We start from the raw sequence: 16,614 nt of genomic DNA on the forward strand, positions 1-16,614 counted from the left end.
GAAAGTGGCGGGGCCGACGAACCTAGCCGCGCCGGTCGGTGGTGTCCTCCAGGCCGAGGATGTCCACGGCCTCGGCGCGCATCTGCACCTTGCGGATCTTGCCGGTGACCGTCATCGGGAACTCCTCCACCACGTGCACGTAGCGGGGGATCTTGTAGTGGGCGAGCCTGCCCTCGCAGAACGCGCGCAGCTCCCCGGCGGTCAGGCCCGGTACGCCCTCGCGCAGCCGCACCCAGGCCATCAGCTCCTCGCCGTACTTCTCGTCGGGGACGCCGATGACCTGCGCGTCGACGATGTCGGGGTGGGTGTAGAGGAACTCCTCGATCTCGCGCGGGTAGATGTTCTCCCCGCCGCGGATCACCATGTCCTTGATCCGGCCGGTGATGTTGACGTAGCCCTCCCCGTCCATCACCGCGAGGTCGCCGGTGTGCATCCAGCGGGCCGCGTCGACGGCCTCGGCCGTCTTGTCCGGCTCGTCCCAGTAGCCGAGCATCACCGAGTAGCCGCGCGTGCAGAACTCGCCGGGCACGCCGCGCGGGACGGTCACGCCCGTCTCCGGGTCGACGACCTTGATCTCCAGGTGCGGCAGGACGGTCCCGACCGTGGACACGCGGCGCTCCAGCGAGTCGCCCGCGCGGGTCTGGGTGGACACCGGCGACGTCTCGGTCATGCCGTAGCAGATCGCGACCTCGCTCATCCCGAGCCGCTCGATGACCTGCTTCATCACCTCGACCGGGCACGGCGAACCCGCCATGATCCCGGTGCGCAGGCAGGACAGGTCGAGCCTGGTGAGCGACGGCTCGTTCAGGACGGCGATGAACATCGTCGGCACCCCGTACAGCGAGGTGCAGCGCTCGGCCGCGACCGCCTCCAGCGTCGCCTTAGGGTCGAACGCGGGCGCCGGGATCACGACGCACGCGCCGTGGCTCGTCGCCGCGAGGTTGCCCATGACCATGCCGAAGCAGTGGTAGAAGGGCACCGGCACGCAGATGCGGTCCTCCTCGTCGTAGCCGCACAGCTCGCCGACGAAGTAGCCGTTGTTCAGGATGTTGTGGTGCGACAGCGTCGCGCCCTTGGGGAACCCCGTCGTCCCGGACGTGTACTGGATGTTGATGGGGTCGTCGGCGGTGAGCATCCGCCCGATCTCGTCGAGGACGCCCGGTTCGCCCGTGCGGCCGGCCTCCAGCAGCGCGTCCCACCCGGGCGTGCCGATGAGCACGACGTCGCGCAGGGCGGCGCACTTCGGCCGGACCTGCTCGATCATCGCCGCGTAGTCGGACGTCTTGAACACCGGGGTCGCGACCAGCGTCCGGATCCCGGCCTGGTTGAGGACGAACTCCAGCTCGTGCACCCGGTAGGCGGGGTTGATGTTGACGAGGATCGCCCCGAGCTTGGCCGTCGCGTACTGCACGAGCATCCACTCGGCGCAGTTCGGCGCCCAGATGCCCACCCGGTCGCCCTTGACGACGCCGAGGTCGCGCAGGGCCGAGCGCGACGGCCTCCACGTCGTCGGAGAACTGCTCGTAGGTCCAGCGGCGGCCGGACGCCCGCTCGACGAGCGCGTCGCGCTCCGCGTGCGCCGCGACCGTCCGGTCGAGGTTCGCGCCGATCGTGTCGCCGAGCAGCGGCGTGGCCGAGACGCCCGACGCGTAGGAGAGGTTCACCGCAGGTCCTCCTCCCTGAACTCGCCCGCGGGCCGGTCGTCCCGCCCGGGATGCTTGTCGATCTCGCTGGCCCGCAGCTCGACCCGGCGGATCTTCCCGGAGATCGTCTTCGGCAGCTCGGCGAACTCCAGCAGCCGGATCCGCTTGTAGGGCGACAGCTGCTCCCGGCAGTGAGCGAAGATCGCCTTCGCGGTCTCGGCGTCCGGCGCCCAGCCGCTCGCGAGCGTGACGTAGGCCTTCGGGACGGCCAGCCGCACCGGGTCGGGCGACGGCACCACCGCGGCCTCCGCCACCGCCTCGTGCTCGATCAGCACGCTCTCCAGCTCGAACGGCGAGATCTTGTAGTCGGACGCCTTGAACACGTCGTCGGCGCGCCCGACGTAGGTGATGTACCCGTCCTCGTCGCGGGAGCCGATGTCACCGGTGTGGTAGTAGCCGCCGGCCATCGCCTCCTCGGTGCGCTCCTCGTCGCCGTGGTAGCCGGTCATCAGCCCGAGCGGGCGGTCCTCCAGGTCGAGGCAGATCTCGCCCTCCTCGCCGGGCTCCCCGGTGAGCGGGTCGATCAGCACCACCTCGTAGCCGGGCACGGGACGCCCCATCGACCCGGGCTTGACCGGCTGGCCGGGCGTGTTGGCGATCTGGACGGTCGTCTCGGTCTGCCCGAAGCCGTCCCGGATCGTGCGGTCCCACGCCTGCTTCACCCGCTCGATGACCTCGGGGTTCAGCGGCTCCCCGGCGGCGACGACCTCGCGCGGCGGCCTGCCGAGCCGTCCGAGGTCGGACTGGATCAGCATCCGCCACACGGTCGGCGGCGCGCAGAAGCTCGTCACGCCGCAGCGTTCGAGGGTGTCGAGGAGCCGGTCCGGGTCGAACCGGGTGTAGTTGAAGATGAACACGCACGCCTCGGCGTCCCACGGCGCGAAGATGTTGCTCCAGGCGTGCTTCGCCCACCCCGGCGACGAGATGTTCAGGTGGACGTCGCCCGGCCGCAGCCCGATCCAGTACATCGTCGACAGGTGCCCGGCGGGGTAGGACGCGTGGGTGTGCTCGACCAGCTTCGGCTTGGCCGTCGTCCCGGACGTGAAGTACAGCAGCAGCGTGTCCCGCGACATCGTCAGGCCGTAGGGGGTGAAGGACTCGCCCTCCTCGTAGGCGTCCGCGTACCGCAGCCAGCCCTCCACCGGCTCGCCCACGGCGATCCTCGTGAACTCGCCCTCGACGCCGTCGAACTTCCCGGTCTCGGACGAGGCGGTGACCACGTGCCGGGCCTTCCCGCGCGTCAGCCGGTCCTGGAGGTCGGCCGTGCCGAGCAGCGGCGTGCACGGAATCATGATCGCGCCGAGCTTCATCGCCGCGAGCACGGTCTCCCACAGCTCCACCTGGTTGCCGAGCATCAGGATGATCCGGTCGCCGCGCCGCACCCCCGCCCGGCGGAGCAGGTTCGCGACCTGGTTCGAGCGCCGCGCCATCTGCGAGAACGAGTACTTCGCCTCGGCGCCGTCCTCCTCGACGATCCACAGCGCGGGCGAGTCGTTCCCTTCGGCGATCTTGTCGAACCAGTCCAGCGCCCAGTTGAAACCGGTCAGCACCGGCCAGCGGAACTTCTCGTACGCCGTCGCGTAGTCGTCGCGATGCGCGAGCAGGAAGTCGCGCGCCGCGCGGAACTCGACTGCGGGCATGGTCTTCTCCCTCGTAGCCGCACGGACACCCGGTCAGAAGGATGGTTGGCCATCCGGGTGACCCACGCCACCCCCGAACGGGGGTAGTGGGGTGGTCTTACCCGCCCGTTACGAAGGTTGAGCGCAGCAACAGCGCCATGTGGTCGCCGATTTGGCCGGGAGTCCAGCCGCGGTCGTCGAGCAGCGTTCCGCTCACCTCGTTGGCGATGAGCGCGAGGAGCATGTCGGTGGCGGTGTCGACCGTCCAGCCGGGGGCGAGCACGCCCTCCTCGTCCAGCCGCCGGATCAGCGCGCGGTTCGTCTCGTACCGCCACCGCATGGCGGCCTCCCAGTGCCGGGCCGCGTCCGGGTCGCTGCCCGCCTCCCGCTCCACCGCCCGCGCGACGGCGAGGACGCGCGCCATGAACTCGGCGTGCCGGCGCGCGAACACCTCCAGCGCGGTCACCGCGTCGGGCGCCTCGGCGACGGGCGCGAACCGGCCCCGCAGGTCCTCGACCTCGTTGACGTGGTCGAACAGCTCGCTGATCAGGTCGGCCCGCGACGCGAAGTGCAGGTAGACGGCCCGCCGGGACACTCCGGCGCGCTCGGCGACGGCCGCCATCGTCGTCGCCGCCATCCCGTGCTCCTCGACGAGCTCGCGCGCGGCGCGCAGCAGCGCCGTCCGGGAACGCCGGCTCCTCGCGTTCCGCGGCTCCTCGATCGCCCTCGCCATGGCCCCCATGTTCCCAGCCGCGCGGCCGCCGCCCGTCCGGGGCGAGGTGAGCGGAGTCACTTTCGGGGAGCCGTCACACCTCGCCCGGCTACCGCGTCAACCGGGTGTACCCCTCCACACGGCAAAGGAGATCGCCATGGACGCCCGTTTCAACTACTACGGCACCGCCGCGGCCGGCAGGTTCATGAAGTACCTGCAGTCGGCGGCCAAGGTCGTCACGGACTCGACGCTGCCGTCCGCGACGGTCCACCTGGTGGAGCTGCGGGCGAGCCAGATCAACGGTTGCGCCTTCTGCGTCGACATGCACAGCAAGGACCTCGCCCACGAGGGCGAGACGCCGGTGCGCCTCAACCTGGTCGCGGCCTGGCGGGAGGCCACCGTCTTCACCGACGCCGAGCGCGCCGCCCTGGAGCTGGCCGAGCAGGGCACCCGCCTCGCCGACGGCACCGGCGTCTCCGACGAGGCCTGGGAGAACGCCGCCAAGCACTACGACGAGGAGGAGCTCGCGGCGCTGGTGTCGCTGATCGCCCTCATCAACGCCTGGAACCGCATGAACGTCATCACCCGGCAGCCCGGTGGCGCCTACCAGCCCGGCCAGTTCGGCTGACCGTCCCGGAACGCGGACGTGCCGCCCTCCACCCGGGGTGAAGGGCGACACGCTCGGCGTGCCGTCAGGCGGTGCGGTAGGTGGCGAGTTCCCCGTCGGTGCCGACTCGGCGGAGGCCGGCGTTCTCCAGGACGCGGGCCGACGCGGGGTTGGACAGCTCCACGGTCGCGACGACCCTGTCCACGCCGGGCGCGGCCAGGGCGAACGCCACGATGGCGCGGGCGGCCTCGGTGGCGTACCCGCGGCCCCGGCGGGACGGGACGACGCCGTAGCCGAACTCGACGGCCCCGTCGGCGGGCGGCCAGAACAGGCCGACGGCGCCGGCCACCAGGCCGGTGGACCGTTCGATGATCAGGCGCTGGCCGTGCTCGCCGAGCGCGGACGGGTTCTCGGCGATGAAGCCGGCGATGGCGAGGTCGCCTTCGGCGGGGAAGTCGTCGGCCCAGCCGGCGAGCCTGTCGCCGGACAGGACGGCGGCGATCTCGCCGGGCGTCCACGGCCGAAGGACGAGACGGTCCGTGGTGAGCTCCGCGCCGGCCGGGCCGGAGTCGGCCGGGCCGGAGTCGGGAAGGCCTGAAGTGGTCAGGTCGGAAGAAGTCACGTGTGGCTCCTGGTCGTGCTGGACGACCGGGCCGCGCTCAATCGCGGGCGGCCCGGACAAGGGCATGCTGACGAAGCGCCGCGCGGGCCATATTCATCAACCTCCCCTGTCGCAGGAACGCCGCAGAGCCTACTACGAACGGCTCGCAGTGCCCACGAGCATGCTGGTGCCGGAGCTCGTCAAGGAACCCGGAAGCCGCGGAACGTCACGTGCCTCCGGGTCTTGAAGCCGAGCCGTTCGTAGAGCGCGATCGCCCGGGTGTTCGCTTCGGCCACGTGCAGGAAGGGGCGTTCGTTCCTGGACGTGACGCGAGCCGCGAGCGCGCCGATCAGCCGGGCGGCGTAGCCGCGCCCGCGCGCCTCGGGGGCGGTGCAGACGGTGCTGATCTCCGTCCATCCCGGGGGCCGGAGCCGTTCGCCCGCCATCGCCACCAGGGCGCCGTTGTCGCGGATGCCGACGTAGGCGCCGAGTTCGCGGGTGCGCGGCCAGAACGGCCCCGGCCGCGTCCGCGCGACGAGGTCGAGCATCTCGGGAACGTCCTCCGCCCCCAGTTCCACCACGCCGGTGCCGGTCTCGCCGCCGCCGGGCCAGACCATCTGGAGGCCTTCGAGGACGAAGACCGGCTCCCAGTCCGGCGGCGGGGCCGCGGGGCTGCTGAACATGTCGGCGAGTTCGCCGCGGCCGAGCAGCCGGGCGAGGTCGGCCCACTCCGCCGGGCCCGGGTCGGCGGGCAGCGCGGAGAAGGTCGACACCCCCGGCAGGTAGGTGGCGGCCCGGCCGAGCCGGCGTGCGAGGTGCGCGTGACGGCCGCGGAGCGACTCGCCCACAGGGTCATCGAGCACGACGTCGTCGCGGTCCGCCAAGGTGCAGCCCCTCTCAGGCCGTGAGCGGAATCAGCGTCCCGGATGCCAGGGCCCGGCTCGAAGTGGCCTCGGCCACGCACGCGAACGCGTGACCTGCCCGGTGCAGCGAAGCCGAAGGCGAGCGAAACCGGGCAGATCGCGAAGCGATGCCGCGTTCGCCCAGGCCAGGTCACGTAGCGAGCCGCCAGGCGAGCTACGTGGGCCGGGACTGCGTAAACACTGCGGGGATGTAGGGCGGGGCGACGCCCCAGCCCCAGTGGGGCATGGGGGCTTCGAGGGGCGGCTTCGCGCCCGGCTGGGAGTTGGCGAGAGCGATGCGCGTGCCCCACTCGATGTAGGACGCGAACGCGGCGCGGAACTCCGGGTCGTCGGGGAGGCCGACCTCGTCCGCCGCGTCCATGAGGAGCGAGACCCAGCGGCGGCGCTGCGCCTCGGTGATGGACTTGCCGAGGTGGTGGCGCACCATGTGGTCGTAGCCGCCGCGCTCGCGGCTGTAGCGCTCGGGTCCGCGGAAGACCTCGCCGAGCCACGCCGCGACCCACTTCGGGTGGTCCGGGGCCATGTGCTCGAAGAGGGGACGCAGCAGGTCGTCCTTGAGGACGTTCGTGTAGAAGTGCTCGGTGAGCCGCTCCAGCGCCTCGCTCCCGCCCGCCCAGTCGTACATGGTCGGGACGGACGAGCCGGCGCCGCGCACCGCCGTCCGCTCGTAGTGCCGCATCTCCTCGATCCGCTGGACGTACGGCTTGATCTCGGCGAGGAACGCGGGGAAGTGCTCGCCGCCGCGGAAGCCCCGCATGTGGTCGTCGGTCGACGTCCAGCAGATGCGCAGGATGTACGACGACGGCTCGTCGACGCACCTGGACAGCTCGTAGTCGACGCATTCGGGGGCGGCGGCGAGGGGGACGGAGGCCCGCGCGTAGGCGGCCTCGAAGTCCTCCGCGTCCTGCGGGTCGATGCGGTAGCGGACGTACTCGACGATCATGGCGCCCCCAGGCTGCTTCCGGTCGGATTATCACTGTAATCCTGTAATCATCCGACCGGAAGCGAAACGATCAATCCTGGGCGGACGAGCGGCGGAACCAGGCGACGGCGCCCGCCCCGGCCGCGACGACCAGGGCGATCAGGCCGATCCAGAGCCAGCCCGACGAGTTCCCCTGATCCTCGGTCCCGACGATGGTCTTCCGGACCGGCGACGGGGCGACGGGAGGGACGGCACCGGACGAGCCCTGCACGGTGAACGTGTAAGTGCCCTCGACCGGGTGGCCGTCCGACGCGACGACACGCCAGCCCACGGTGTACGTGCCGTTGGGCAGCGTGCCGTTCACCGCCTGGGTGACCTTGTTGTCGACCGCCCGCGCGGACCCGGCCTGGTACTGCCGTCGCGACCCGTCGGTCACGACCACGCGCGGCAGCCGGACGGGGTCGCCGTACGTCAGGACGATCTGGGACGGGGCCGCGACCGTCGAGTCCTTCTCAGGGCTCGCCGACGTCAGCGCGGTGTGCGCCGACGCGGGCACCGCCGTCGTCGCCAGGACGGCCGCGAGCGCCGCGATGCCGGCGGCCCCGCGCAGCGTCGCCCGGCTCATGCCCGGCTCCTCGCCCGGGTCACGCCGTAGGCGCCGACCGCGACGCCGGCCACGCCGGCGGCGATGCCGATGCCGGCGAGCAGCCGGGCCGTCCCGTCGCCGGACGACGCGGACGACGCCGCGGCGGCGGGCTTCACCTGCGCGGTCAGCCCGGTCGTGGCCGCCGAGCCCTTGGGGAGGAGCTTCAGCACGGGCGAGGGGTGCTCCGGCTCGTTCGCCCCCTCGGCGGGGGGCTCCTCCCACTTGACGACCTCGCCGCCGGAGTAGGTCTGGTCGGCCTTGAACACGAGCCGGTCGGTGTCGGTGGGCAGCGGCCCCATCGAGACGTCGAACTCCTCGAACCGGCCCGGCTCGATCTTGCCGCCGCTCCAGGTGATCTTCGTGACGGCCTCGGTCAGCTCGCCGCCCTCGGTCTTCACCGGCCGCGGAAGCCTGGACTTCTCGACCTTGACCGTCCAGCCGGGCAGCGGCCGGACCGACACCGACGACAGCGGGTGGTCGGTCGGCAGGTTCACCACGAGCTTGGTGGTGGAGGCGTCGTCGCGCTCGTTGGGCACGCGGAACGAGACCTTGGAGTAGGAGCCCTGCTCGGCCGTCTTGGGATTGACGCTGACGTGCGCGGACGCCGCCGCGGCGAGGCCGATCACGGACAGGGCGGCCAGGGACGCGACGGCGCCGGCGCGCCGGGCATGGGGGAGGAAGGGCATTGCGGAACTCCGTTCGAGACGTACGGGAATGGCCGGGCGCCGCGAGCCGGCGTCCGGTGACGTACGGCGCTCAGGCTCAGGAGTGAGCGAGCGCCCTCGAACGCGGAGGGGGACCCCGCCGGACGACCTGGTGCCGCAGGACACGTCCGGTGGCCGTGACGGCTGCCGCAGCGGGCGCCGGCCGGAGGGGGCGGGCCGGAGGCTCGGCCGGTTCCACGGCGAGCAGGGCCAGCAGCAGCCGGATCGGGCGGTCCGCCAGGGCGGCGACCCGCCGGGCGAGCGACCACGCGGCCCGCTCGCCGCGCCGCAGCCACCACGCGGCCACCAGCGCGGCCGTGCAGTGCGCGAGCGTCATCACCAGGCCGTTCCCGCCGTGGGCGGCGGGGACGGCGGCGGGTTCCATGGCGCCCGTCATGGCGGCGTGCGCCTCGGGCGCGTGGTGGGACGGCGCGCAGGCCGCCGTGAACAGCGTGTGCAGGGCGAACTGCCCGCCGAGGAGCCCGCCCAGGATCGTCGCGAGCGAGCGCTCGTGGCCCGCCAGCACCAGCGTCACGCCGAGGACGGCGCCGAAGCCCGCGAGCGCCGCCCAGGCCGGCACCGCCGCGCCGCCCGCCAGGACGTGCCCGAGGGTCGCCAGCGTCGCGCACACGGTGGCGAACACCACCGCGCGTGCGGGCCGGAACAGCGGCTGCGGCGCATGGGGGCTCATGACGGCCCCCATCGTCCCATCCCCCGCGCGCGCTGCCCAGCCGCCCCCGAACATCCGCCGACGCGCCCAACATCTTGGGGTTGTGCGTTGATCGTCGACTAGATGTAGGGTTCAGTCCCGTGCTGGTCCGCCCCCGCCGCTCGCGGCGGGGGCGGCGTGAGAGGGAACCCGGTGGGAATCCGGGACTGCCCCGCAGCGGTGAGCGGGAACGACCGCCGTCATCGAGCACTGGGCCCGGCGGCCTGGGAAGCGACGGCCAGTAGGACGCCTCGGCAGAGGCGGCGCCCGCGAGTCCGAAGACCTGCCAGTGCGCGGGGCCGGGAGACCGGCCCCATCGGGGGTCCGGGTCCCGTCCCGGATCGACACGTCCAGGCCTCGCGGGTGGGCCGGGGACGGAGCGCGGCCGCCGCCGCGCGCCGTTCGCATGCCTCCGCGGGGCGGCATGCGAGGGGAGATGCACGTGACAGAGGTTCTGGCCGCGCCGACGGCGGGGATCGCCGCCGAGGTCGAGGCGGCCTGCGAGGGGGTGCCCGGGGCCGAGGCCGGGCGTGTGCTGGCCGCCGTCCGGTCCGGGGACGGCCTGGACGCGGCGGCCCTGCGGGACCTCGCGATCGGGGAGGCCGCCGCGCTCATCCCCGCCGAGCCGGGCTACTCCAGGGTGGCCGCGCGGCTGCTCGGCGGCCGGATCCGCGACGAGGCCGCCGCCGCCGGCGTCCGGACGTTCGCCGAGTCCGTCGCCGCCGCGCACCGCGAGGGCCTCCTGGCGGACGACCTGGCCGCCTTCGTCGCCGCCAACGCCGGGGCCCTCGACGCCCTCGTCTATAACGGCGCCGATGACCGTTTCGAATACTTCGGGCTCCGGACGGTCTACGACCGGTACCTGCTCAGGCATCCGCGGTCGCGGCTCGTCCTGGAACGGCCCCAGTACTTCTTTCTGCGGGTGTCCTGCGGGCTCGCCGAGAACGTCGAAGAGGCCGCCGAGCTTTACGCGCTGCTCAGCACGCTTTCGTACCTGCCCAGCTCGCCCACCCTGTTCAACTCCGGGGCCCGCCGCCCGCAGCTCTCGTCGTGCTTCCTGCTCGACTCGCCGCGCGACGAGCTGGAGTCCATCTACGACCGGTACGGCCAGGTCGCGCGGCTCAGCAAGTACGCGGGCGGCATCGGCGTCTCCTGGACGCGGGTGCGGTCGCGGGGCTCGCTGATCCGGGGCACGAACGGGCACTCCAACGGGATCGTCCCGTGGCTGCGCACGCTCGACTCGTCCGTCGCCGCCGTCAACCAGGGCGGCCGCCGCAAGGGCGCGGCGTGCGTCTACCTGGAGCCGTGGCACGCCGACGTCGAGGAGTTCCTGGAGCTGCGCGACAACACCGGCGAGGACGCGCGCCGCACCCACAACCTCAACCTGGCCAACTGGATCCCGGACGAGTTCATGCGCCGCGTCGAGGCCGACGCGCAGTGGTCCCTGTTCGACCCCAAGGAGGTCCCCGAGCTGGTCGACCTGTGGGGCGACGAGTTCGACGAGGCCTACCGGGCGGCGGAGCGGGAGGGACGGTTCGTCCGGCAGGTCCCGGCCCGCAAGCTGTACGGGCGCATGATGCGGACGCTCGCCGAGACGGGCAACGGCTGGATGACGTTCAAGGACGCCGCCAACCGCGCCTGCAACCAGACCGCCGAGCGGGGCAGGGTCGTCCACCTGTCGAACCTCTGCACGGAGATCCTGGAGGTGACGGGCGACGGCGAGGCCGCCGTCTGCAACCTCGGATCGGTGAACCTGGCCGCGCACGTGGGGCCGTCCGGCGTCGACTGGGAGCGGCTCCGGTCGACGGTCCGCACCGCCGTCCGGTTCCTGGACCGCACCATCGACCGGGGCTTCTACCCGACGCCCGAGGCGGAGACGGCCAACCGCAAGTGGCGGCCGGTCGGGCTGGGCGTGATGGGCCTCGCGGACGTGTTCTTCACGCTGCGCCTGCCGTTCGACTCCGACGAGGCGCGCGAGCTGTCGACGCGCGTCGCCGAGGAGATCGCGCTGGCCGCCTACAACGCGTCGGCCGACCTCGCCGCCGTGCACGGGCCGCTGCCCGCCTACGCCGCGACGCGCACCGCGCGCGGCCGGCTCCACCTGGACCACTTCCCGGACGCGTCGCCGTCCCGTCCCGCCGACTGGGACGCGCTCCGTGCCCGCGTCGCGGAGGTGGGCCTGCGCAACTCGCTGCTCGTCGCGATCGCGCCGACCGCGACGATCGCCTCCATCGCGGGCTGCTACGAGTGCATCGAGCCGCAGGTGTCCAACCTGTTCAAGCGCGAGACGCTGTCCGGCGAGTTCCTCCAGATCAACCGCTACCTGGTGGAGGACCTGAAGTCGCTCGGGCTGTGGACGCCGGCCGTCCGCGAGGCGGTCAAGAAGGCGAACGGGTCCGTCCAGGGGCTCATCGACCTGCCGGAGGAGATGCTGTCGCTCTACCGGACGGCCTGGGAGCTGCCGCAGAAGGCGCTCATCGACCTCGCCGCCGCCCGCACCCCGTACATCGACCAGTCGCAGTCGCTGAACCTGTTCATGGAGACGCCCACGATCGGCAAGCTCTCCTCGATGTACGCCTACGCGTGGCGGGCCGGGCTCAAGACGACGTACTACCTGCGGTCCCGTCCCGCGACGCGGATCGCGCAGACGACGGTCGCCGCGGCCGTCTGCTCCCTGGAGAACCCCGAGACCTGCGAGGCGTGCCAGTGACCGTGCGGGCGGAAGGGCAGAGGCGAGAGGAAGGACGGGGCATGCTCCTCGACCCCGGCATGGACCTGACGCTGCGGCCCATGCGCTATCCGGACTTCTACGAGCGGTACCGGGCCGCGATCCGCAACACCTGGACGGTCGAGGAGGTCGACCTCGCCTCCGACATGGCGGACCTCGCGCGGCTCACGCCCGCCGAGCTGCACCTCGTCAACCGGCTCGTGGCGTTCTTCGCCACCGGCGACTCGATCGTGGCGAACAACCTCGTGCTCAACCTCTACAAGCACGTGAACGCGCCGGAGGCCCGGCTCTACCTGTCGCGGCAGCTATATGAGGAGGCCGTGCACGTACAGTTCTACCTGACCCTCCTGGACACCTATCTGCCCGATCAGGACGAGCGCGTCAAGGCGTTCGCGGCGATCGAGCACATCCCGTCCATCCGGGCCAAGGCGGAGTTCTGCTTCCGCTGGATCGACTCGCTCGGGTCCCTGGACGAGCTCCGGACGGCCGCCGACCGCAGGGCGTTCCTGCTGAACCTCATCTGCTTCGCGGCCTGCATCGAGGGGCTGTTCTTCTACGGCGCGTTCGCCTACGTGTACTGGCTCCGGTCGCGGGGCCTGCTGAACGGTCTCGCGTCCGGGACGAACTGGGTCTTCCGGGACGAGTCAATGCACATGGAGTTCGCGTTCTCCGTGGTCGACACGGTCCGGGCGGAGGAACCGGGCCTGTTCGACGTGGAGCTGACGGACCAGGTCGGCGCGATGATCGAGGAGGCCGTCGAGGCGGAGCTGGCGTTCGCCCGCGACCTGTGCGGGGACGGCCTGCCCGGCATGAGCGCGGACGACATGCGCGCCTACCTCGAATACGTCGCGGACCAGCGGCTCGTCCGGCTCGGCCTGCCCGCCCGCTACGGCACCGCGAACCCGTTCGCGTTCATGGAGTTGCAGGACGTCCAGGAGCTGTCCAACTTCTTCGAGCGGCGCGTTTCGGCCTACCAGATCGGCGTGGAGGGGACGGTCGCGCTCGACGAGGCGTTCTGAACCTTTCAGAACGGGCAGTCGTTGAACCGTGAAGACAAGGCCGAGGAGGAAGAACATGCCTTCCGTCATCGACCGCATCATGCGGTTCGCCCGGAGCCCGCAGGGCCGCAGAGCGCGTGCCCGGGCGGAGCGGCTCGCCCGGGACCCGCGCACCCAGGCGAAGGTCCGAGGACTGCTGTCGCGCGGGCGCGGCGGCGGACGCCGCCGCTACTGACCCCCACCGAGACCGGACCCGTCCCCGCCCCCGGGGACGGGTCCGTTCCGTGTTGCGCATTGGACGTAACTGCAACTCGTTTGCAATAGTGGCCTCATGGCCGACTACACGCTTCCCGACCTGCCCTACGACTACGCCGCCCTGGAGCCGGCGATCACCGGCGAGATCCTGGAGCTGCACCACTCCAGGCACCACGCCGCCTACGTCAAGGGCGCCAACGACACGCTGGAGAGGCTCGCCGAGGCGCGCGACAAGGAGCAGTACGGCGGGCTGGTCGGCCTGGAGAAGACGTTCGCGTTCAACCTCTCCGGCCACGTCCTGCACTCGATCTTCTGGGACAACCTGTCGCCGGACGGCGGCGACCGCCCGGACGGGGAGCTGGCTGCGGCCATCGACGAGCACTTCGGCGCGTTCGAGGCGTTCCAGAAGCAGCTCACGGCCGCGACCTCGACCGTGCAGGGCTCCGGCTGGGGCGTCCTCGCGTGGGAGCCCCTCGGCGGGCGCCTCGTCGTCGAGCAGGTCTACGACCACCACGGCAACGTCGGCATGAGCACGACGCCGCTGCTGGTGTTCGACGCCTGGGAGCACGCCTACTACCTCCAGTACCGCAACGTCCGCCCGGACTACGTGGAGAAGCTCTGGTCGCTCGTGAACTGGACGGACGTGAAGGCCCGCTTCGACGCGGCCCGCTCCCGCCGCGACGGCGCGGCGTCCTCCCGATAGACGGCGGCGTCCGCGCGGCGCCGCTGAGGGGGCGGCGTTCACCTGGCCGGGATCGTGCTCAGAACCTTTCCTCGCGGCCTGGTGAACGCCGCTTCCGCCTTTCCGGACGCGGGCACCGATGGTTGTGCGGGCGCCCTCCCGCGCCCGGGCGGCACTTTGCGCGGTCACCCTTCCGCCCGGGCGGTGCGCCGCCGCCGCGGCCGCGCCCCTAGTCTGCTCCTTATGACCGGCGAGTACCTGTACTGGGAGAACGTCCCAACGCGGTGGAAGGACAACGACGTCTACGGGCATGTCAACAACGTCGTCCACTACTCGCTGATGGACACCGTCATCAACGAGTGGATGATCCGGACGGCGGGCTTCGACCCCGCCGTCTCCGGCTCGATCGCGCTCTGCGTCGAGTCCCACTGCGAGTACAAGGCCGAGGTGGCGTTCCCCGACACGATCCGCGTCGGGCTCCGCGTCGGCAAGCTCGGCCGCTCCAGCGTCCGCTGGGAGATCGGCATGCTGCGCGGGTCGGACGGAGCCCTCGTCGCCGAGGGCCACTTCGTGCACGTCTTCGTGGACCGGGGCACCCGCCGCCCGGTCGAGATCACCGGAAGGGTCCGCACCGAGATGCAGAAGCTGCTGGCCGCATGACCGCCACCCGCGCCGCCGTCCTCGTCGAGTCGGGACGCCCCGCCCCGTACGCCGCGTCCCGCCCCCTGGAGATCGCCGAGCTGCGCCTCGACCCGCCCGGCCACGGCGAGCTCCTGGTCCGGATCGGCGCCGCCGGCCTCTGCCACTCCGACCTGTCGGTCATCAACGGGTCCCGGCCGCGCCCCCTGCCGATGGCCCTCGGGCACGAGGCCGCGGGCGAGGTCGTGGAGACCGGGCCGGGCACCGAGTTCGCGCCCGGCGACCACGTCGTGCTCGCGTTCGTCCCGGCCTGCGGCCACTGCGAGCGCTGCGTCGCCGGACGCCCCGCCCTCTGCGGGCCGGGCGCACAGGCCAACGGCGCCGGGACCCTGCTCGGCGGCGGCCGGCGGTTCCGCGCCTCCGACGGCACGCGCCCGCACCACCACCTCGGCGTCTCGGCGTTCTCCGAGTACACCGTCGTCTCGTCCCGGTCCGCCGTGAAGATCGACCGCGACCTGCCCTTCGACGTCGCCGCGCTGTTCGGCTGCGCCGTCCTCACCGGCGCCGGCGCCGCCCTCTACAGCGCCGCCGTCGTGCCGGGCGACACCGTCGCCGTCTTCGGCCTCGGCGGCGTCGGCCTGTCCGCCGTCCTCGCCGCGAAGGCCGCCGGAGCCTCCACCGTCCTCGCCGTGGACGTCGTCGACTCCAAGCTGGACCTCGCCGAGCGTCTCGGCGCCCGGCCCGTCGCGGGCGGCCCGGACGCCGTCGAGGCGATCCGCGACCTGACGTCCGGCGGCGCGGAGAAGGTCGTCGACACGACGGGCGTCGTCGCCGTCCTCGAACAGTCCTACGCGGCGACCCGCCCCGGCGGCACGACCGTCACCGTCGGCCTCCCCGCCCCGGGCGCGCCGCTGACCCTGCCCGCCCTCAGCCTCGTCGCCGAGGAGCGGACCCTGCGCGGCAGCTACCTCGGCTCCTGCGTCCCCCGGCGGGACGTCCCCCGCTTCATCGCCCTGTACCGCGACGGCGCCCTCCCCGTGGACGCCCTCCTCAGCGGCCGTCTCCCCCTCGACGAGATCAACGCGGGCTTCGACCGCCTCCACACCGCCGAGGCCGTCCGCCAGCTCATTACATTTCCTTGAACAGACGAAATGTCAGCTAGTTCGGCGAGGCCCCTCGGGCCTGTGTCGAAGTGGCCTCGGCCACGCGCGCGAACGCGTGACCTGGCCGGTGGAGCGAAGCCGGAGGCGAGCGGAGCCGGGCAGATCGCGAAGCGATGCCGCGTTCGCCCAGTGCCGGTCACGTAGCGAGCCGCCAGGCGAGCGAAGTGGGCCGGGACTGTGAAACACGGCCTATGCGAGGACGTGGGTGGTGAGGAGTTGCTCGAAGTCGGCCTCGAAGGCTTCGTAGCGCGCGCGCAGGTCGGGGCCCGGCCAGCCGGCGGGCAGCAGTGACGGGGGGAGGAGCGGGTCGTTCAGGAGGTGGCGCAGGACGGCCGCCGCGTAGGTGAAGCGCTCGGCGATCGCGGTCGCCCCGGCCAGGGCGGTGCGCAGGGCGTCGGCCTTGGCCGTCCAGGCGTCCAGGTCCCAGAGGGACGCGGCCAGGACGGCGGGGTCCTCCTCGGGGCGGCCCGTCAGGAAGGTGCACTGCCGGACGACGGGCTCGGGCCGCGGGCGCGTCAGGTTCGCGGGGCGCAGCCAGGTGCCCTCCCGCAGTTCGGCGAGCCGCAGCGTCGACATGGCCTGGCGCAGCGCGGCGCGGTCGGCGGCGGGACGGCGCTCGGCGGTGATGACGGCGATCTCCCAGGCGCCGTCCCACGGGCGGGTCGGGGGGAGGCGGGCCTCGTCCTGGCGGGCCTGGCGGGCGAGGAGGCGCTCGGTGAGGGTGTACGTCCCGCCGGACTGGACGAGGTCGCCGGCGGCGACCATGCGCGAGAGGGCCACCCGGATCGTCCCCTCCGCGATGCCGAACAGGTCGCCGACGCGGACGAGGTAGCGGGCCGGGAGGCGGGGCGGGTGGACGCCCAGCAGCGTGCTCAGGACGACGGACCGAGCGGTGAGCGGGCGAATCTCCAGGCTGTCCATGGCTGGTGGTGACCCTATCGGGGACCGAGGGTGGCCTCGTCCTCAGATTACAGTCTTTTCGTCGCGTGAGCTGTATGTGTAA

The 16,614-nt window shown here is 72.4% G+C and carries 16 protein-coding genes, 1 pseudogene and 1 riboswitch; of the genes and pseudogenes, 7 read left to right on the forward strand and 10 right to left on the reverse strand.

What is annotated here, in order from left to right:
- Positions 1–22: 22 nt before the first annotated feature.
- The 3 genes and pseudogenes from BJY14_RS22820 to BJY14_RS22830 form a co-directional block, all read right to left on the reverse strand.
- Positions 23–1,664, reverse strand: a pseudogene (locus BJY14_RS22820) (AMP-binding protein).
- Positions 1,661–3,343 (reverse strand): AMP-binding protein, encoded by a 1,683-nt coding sequence (locus BJY14_RS22825; RefSeq protein WP_179845490.1) that lies wholly within the window; start codon positions 3,341–3,343, stop codon positions 1,661–1,663. The pseudogene BJY14_RS22820 and the gene BJY14_RS22825 overlap by 4 nt, the downstream one beginning before the upstream one ends.
- 97 nt (positions 3,344–3,440) lie before the next feature.
- Positions 3,441–4,055, reverse strand: a complete 615-nt coding sequence (locus tag BJY14_RS22830; protein WP_179845491.1) for a TetR/AcrR family transcriptional regulator — start codon at positions 4,053–4,055, stop codon at positions 3,441–3,443.
- Positions 4,056–4,191: 136 nt separating this feature from the next.
- Here BJY14_RS22830 and BJY14_RS22835 point away from each other — a divergent pair, with 136 nt between their 5' ends.
- Positions 4,192–4,662: a carboxymuconolactone decarboxylase family protein gene (locus BJY14_RS22835; protein WP_179845492.1), complete on the forward strand. Its 471-nt coding sequence runs from the start codon at positions 4,192–4,194 to the stop codon at positions 4,660–4,662.
- A gap of 64 nt (positions 4,663–4,726) precedes the next feature.
- Here BJY14_RS22835 and BJY14_RS22840 read toward each other — a convergent pair whose 3' ends face one another.
- The 6 genes from BJY14_RS22840 to BJY14_RS22865 all read right to left on the reverse strand — a co-directional run bounded on the left by BJY14_RS22840 (position 4,727) and on the right by BJY14_RS22865 (position 9,128).
- A complete protein-coding gene (locus BJY14_RS22840) occupies positions 4,727–5,263 on the reverse strand; it encodes a GNAT family N-acetyltransferase (RefSeq protein ID WP_312879361.1) in 537 nt (178 codons plus the stop codon).
- Between the two features lie 179 nt (positions 5,264–5,442).
- On the reverse strand, positions 5,443–6,126 hold the full coding sequence (locus BJY14_RS22845) for a GNAT family N-acetyltransferase (protein ID WP_179845494.1): 684 nt from the start codon (positions 6,124–6,126) through the stop codon (positions 5,443–5,445).
- Positions 6,127–6,319: 193 nt separating this feature from the next.
- Positions 6,320–7,108, reverse strand: a complete 789-nt coding sequence (locus BJY14_RS22850) for a group II truncated hemoglobin (RefSeq protein WP_179845495.1) — start codon at positions 7,106–7,108, stop codon at positions 6,320–6,322.
- Positions 7,109–7,178: 70 nt separating this feature from the next.
- Positions 7,179–7,712 carry a copper resistance CopC family protein gene (locus BJY14_RS22855; protein WP_246396048.1) on the reverse strand — a complete coding sequence of 178 codons (534 nt, stop codon included), beginning with the start codon at positions 7,710–7,712 and terminating at the stop codon, positions 7,179–7,181.
- Positions 7,709–8,419 (reverse strand): YcnI family copper-binding membrane protein, encoded by a 711-nt coding sequence (locus BJY14_RS22860; protein ID WP_179845496.1) that lies wholly within the window; start codon positions 8,417–8,419, stop codon positions 7,709–7,711. Before BJY14_RS22860 ends, BJY14_RS22855 begins: the two co-directional genes overlap by 4 nt.
- A 76-nt stretch (positions 8,420–8,495) precedes the next feature.
- Positions 8,496–9,128, reverse strand: coding sequence for an MFS transporter (locus BJY14_RS22865; protein ID WP_218905557.1), 633 nt, complete (start codon positions 9,126–9,128; stop codon positions 8,496–8,498).
- A gap of 106 nt (positions 9,129–9,234) precedes the next feature.
- Positions 9,235–9,451, forward strand: a riboswitch (cobalamin riboswitch).
- Between the two features lie 131 nt (positions 9,452–9,582).
- Here BJY14_RS22865 and BJY14_RS22870 point away from each other — a divergent pair.
- The 6 genes from BJY14_RS22870 (at position 9,583) to BJY14_RS22895 (ending at position 15,590) form a co-directional block, all read left to right on the forward strand.
- On the forward strand, positions 9,583–11,856 hold the full coding sequence (locus tag BJY14_RS22870) for a ribonucleoside-diphosphate reductase subunit alpha (RefSeq protein ID WP_179845497.1): 2,274 nt from the start codon (positions 9,583–9,585) through the stop codon (positions 11,854–11,856).
- Between the two features lie 41 nt (positions 11,857–11,897).
- Positions 11,898–12,893 carry a ribonucleotide-diphosphate reductase subunit beta gene (locus tag BJY14_RS22875; protein ID WP_179845498.1) on the forward strand — a complete coding sequence of 332 codons (996 nt, stop codon included), beginning with the start codon at positions 11,898–11,900 and terminating at the stop codon, positions 12,891–12,893.
- A gap of 55 nt (positions 12,894–12,948) precedes the next feature.
- Entirely contained in the window at positions 12,949–13,107 is a 159-nt protein-coding gene (locus BJY14_RS22880; RefSeq protein ID WP_179845499.1) for a hypothetical protein, read from the forward strand.
- Between the two features lie 96 nt (positions 13,108–13,203).
- Positions 13,204–13,830 carry a superoxide dismutase gene (locus BJY14_RS22885; protein ID WP_179845500.1) on the forward strand — a complete coding sequence of 209 codons (627 nt, stop codon included), beginning with the start codon at positions 13,204–13,206 and terminating at the stop codon, positions 13,828–13,830.
- A gap of 222 nt (positions 13,831–14,052) precedes the next feature.
- The gene (locus BJY14_RS22890) at positions 14,053–14,469 is read left to right on the forward strand and encodes an acyl-CoA thioesterase (protein WP_179845501.1); all 417 of its coding nucleotides are present in this window, start codon (positions 14,053–14,055) and stop codon (positions 14,467–14,469) included.
- Complete coding sequence (locus BJY14_RS22895) at positions 14,466–15,590, forward strand: zinc-dependent alcohol dehydrogenase family protein (protein ID WP_179845502.1); 1,125 nt, start codon at positions 14,466–14,468, stop codon at positions 15,588–15,590. Before BJY14_RS22890 ends, BJY14_RS22895 begins: the two co-directional genes overlap by 4 nt.
- A gap of 210 nt (positions 15,591–15,800) precedes the next feature.
- On the opposite strand, the gene BJY14_RS22900 is transcribed toward BJY14_RS22895, so the two are convergent.
- On the reverse strand, positions 15,801–16,532 hold the full coding sequence (locus BJY14_RS22900) for a PaaX family transcriptional regulator C-terminal domain-containing protein (protein ID WP_179845503.1): 732 nt from the start codon (positions 16,530–16,532) through the stop codon (positions 15,801–15,803).
- Between the last annotated feature and the right edge of the window lie 82 nt (positions 16,533–16,614).

The organism is Actinomadura luteofluorescens (assembly GCF_013409365.1).
Classification (GTDB): domain Bacteria; phylum Actinomycetota; class Actinomycetes; order Streptosporangiales; family Streptosporangiaceae; genus Spirillospora; species Spirillospora luteofluorescens.

Bases quoted from the DNA above. Each gene is read 5' to 3' on its own strand.
- BJY14_RS22825 (WP_179845490.1), bottom strand. From the start codon at position 3,343: ATGCCCGCAGTCGAGTTCCGCGCGGCGCGCGACTTCCTGCTCGCGCAT.
- BJY14_RS22830 (WP_179845491.1), bottom strand. From the start codon at position 4,055: ATGGCGAGGGCGATCGAGGAGCCGCGGAACGCGAGGAGCCGGCGTTCC.
- BJY14_RS22835 (WP_179845492.1), top strand. From the start codon at position 4,192: ATGGACGCCCGTTTCAACTACTACGGCACCGCCGCGGCCGGCAGGTTC.
- BJY14_RS22850 (WP_179845495.1), bottom strand. From the start codon at position 7,108: ATGATCGTCGAGTACGTCCGCTACCGCATCGACCCGCAGGACGCGGAG.
- BJY14_RS22855 (WP_246396048.1), bottom strand. From the start codon at position 7,712: ATGAGCCGGGCGACGCTGCGCGGGGCCGCCGGCATCGCGGCGCTCGCG.
- BJY14_RS22860 (WP_179845496.1), bottom strand. From the start codon at position 8,419: ATGCCCTTCCTCCCCCATGCCCGGCGCGCCGGCGCCGTCGCGTCCCTG.
- BJY14_RS22865 (WP_218905557.1), bottom strand. From the start codon at position 9,128: ATGAGCCCCCATGCGCCGCAGCCGCTGTTCCGGCCCGCACGCGCGGTG.
- BJY14_RS22870 (WP_179845497.1), top strand. From the start codon at position 9,583: ATGCACGTGACAGAGGTTCTGGCCGCGCCGACGGCGGGGATCGCCGCC.
- BJY14_RS22875 (WP_179845498.1), top strand. From the start codon at position 11,898: ATGCTCCTCGACCCCGGCATGGACCTGACGCTGCGGCCCATGCGCTAT.
- BJY14_RS22880 (WP_179845499.1), top strand. From the start codon at position 12,949: ATGCCTTCCGTCATCGACCGCATCATGCGGTTCGCCCGGAGCCCGCAG.
- BJY14_RS22885 (WP_179845500.1), top strand. From the start codon at position 13,204: ATGGCCGACTACACGCTTCCCGACCTGCCCTACGACTACGCCGCCCTG.
- BJY14_RS22890 (WP_179845501.1), top strand. From the start codon at position 14,053: ATGACCGGCGAGTACCTGTACTGGGAGAACGTCCCAACGCGGTGGAAG.
- BJY14_RS22895 (WP_179845502.1), top strand. From the start codon at position 14,466: ATGACCGCCACCCGCGCCGCCGTCCTCGTCGAGTCGGGACGCCCCGCC.
- BJY14_RS22900 (WP_179845503.1), bottom strand. From the start codon at position 16,532: ATGGACAGCCTGGAGATTCGCCCGCTCACCGCTCGGTCCGTCGTCCTG.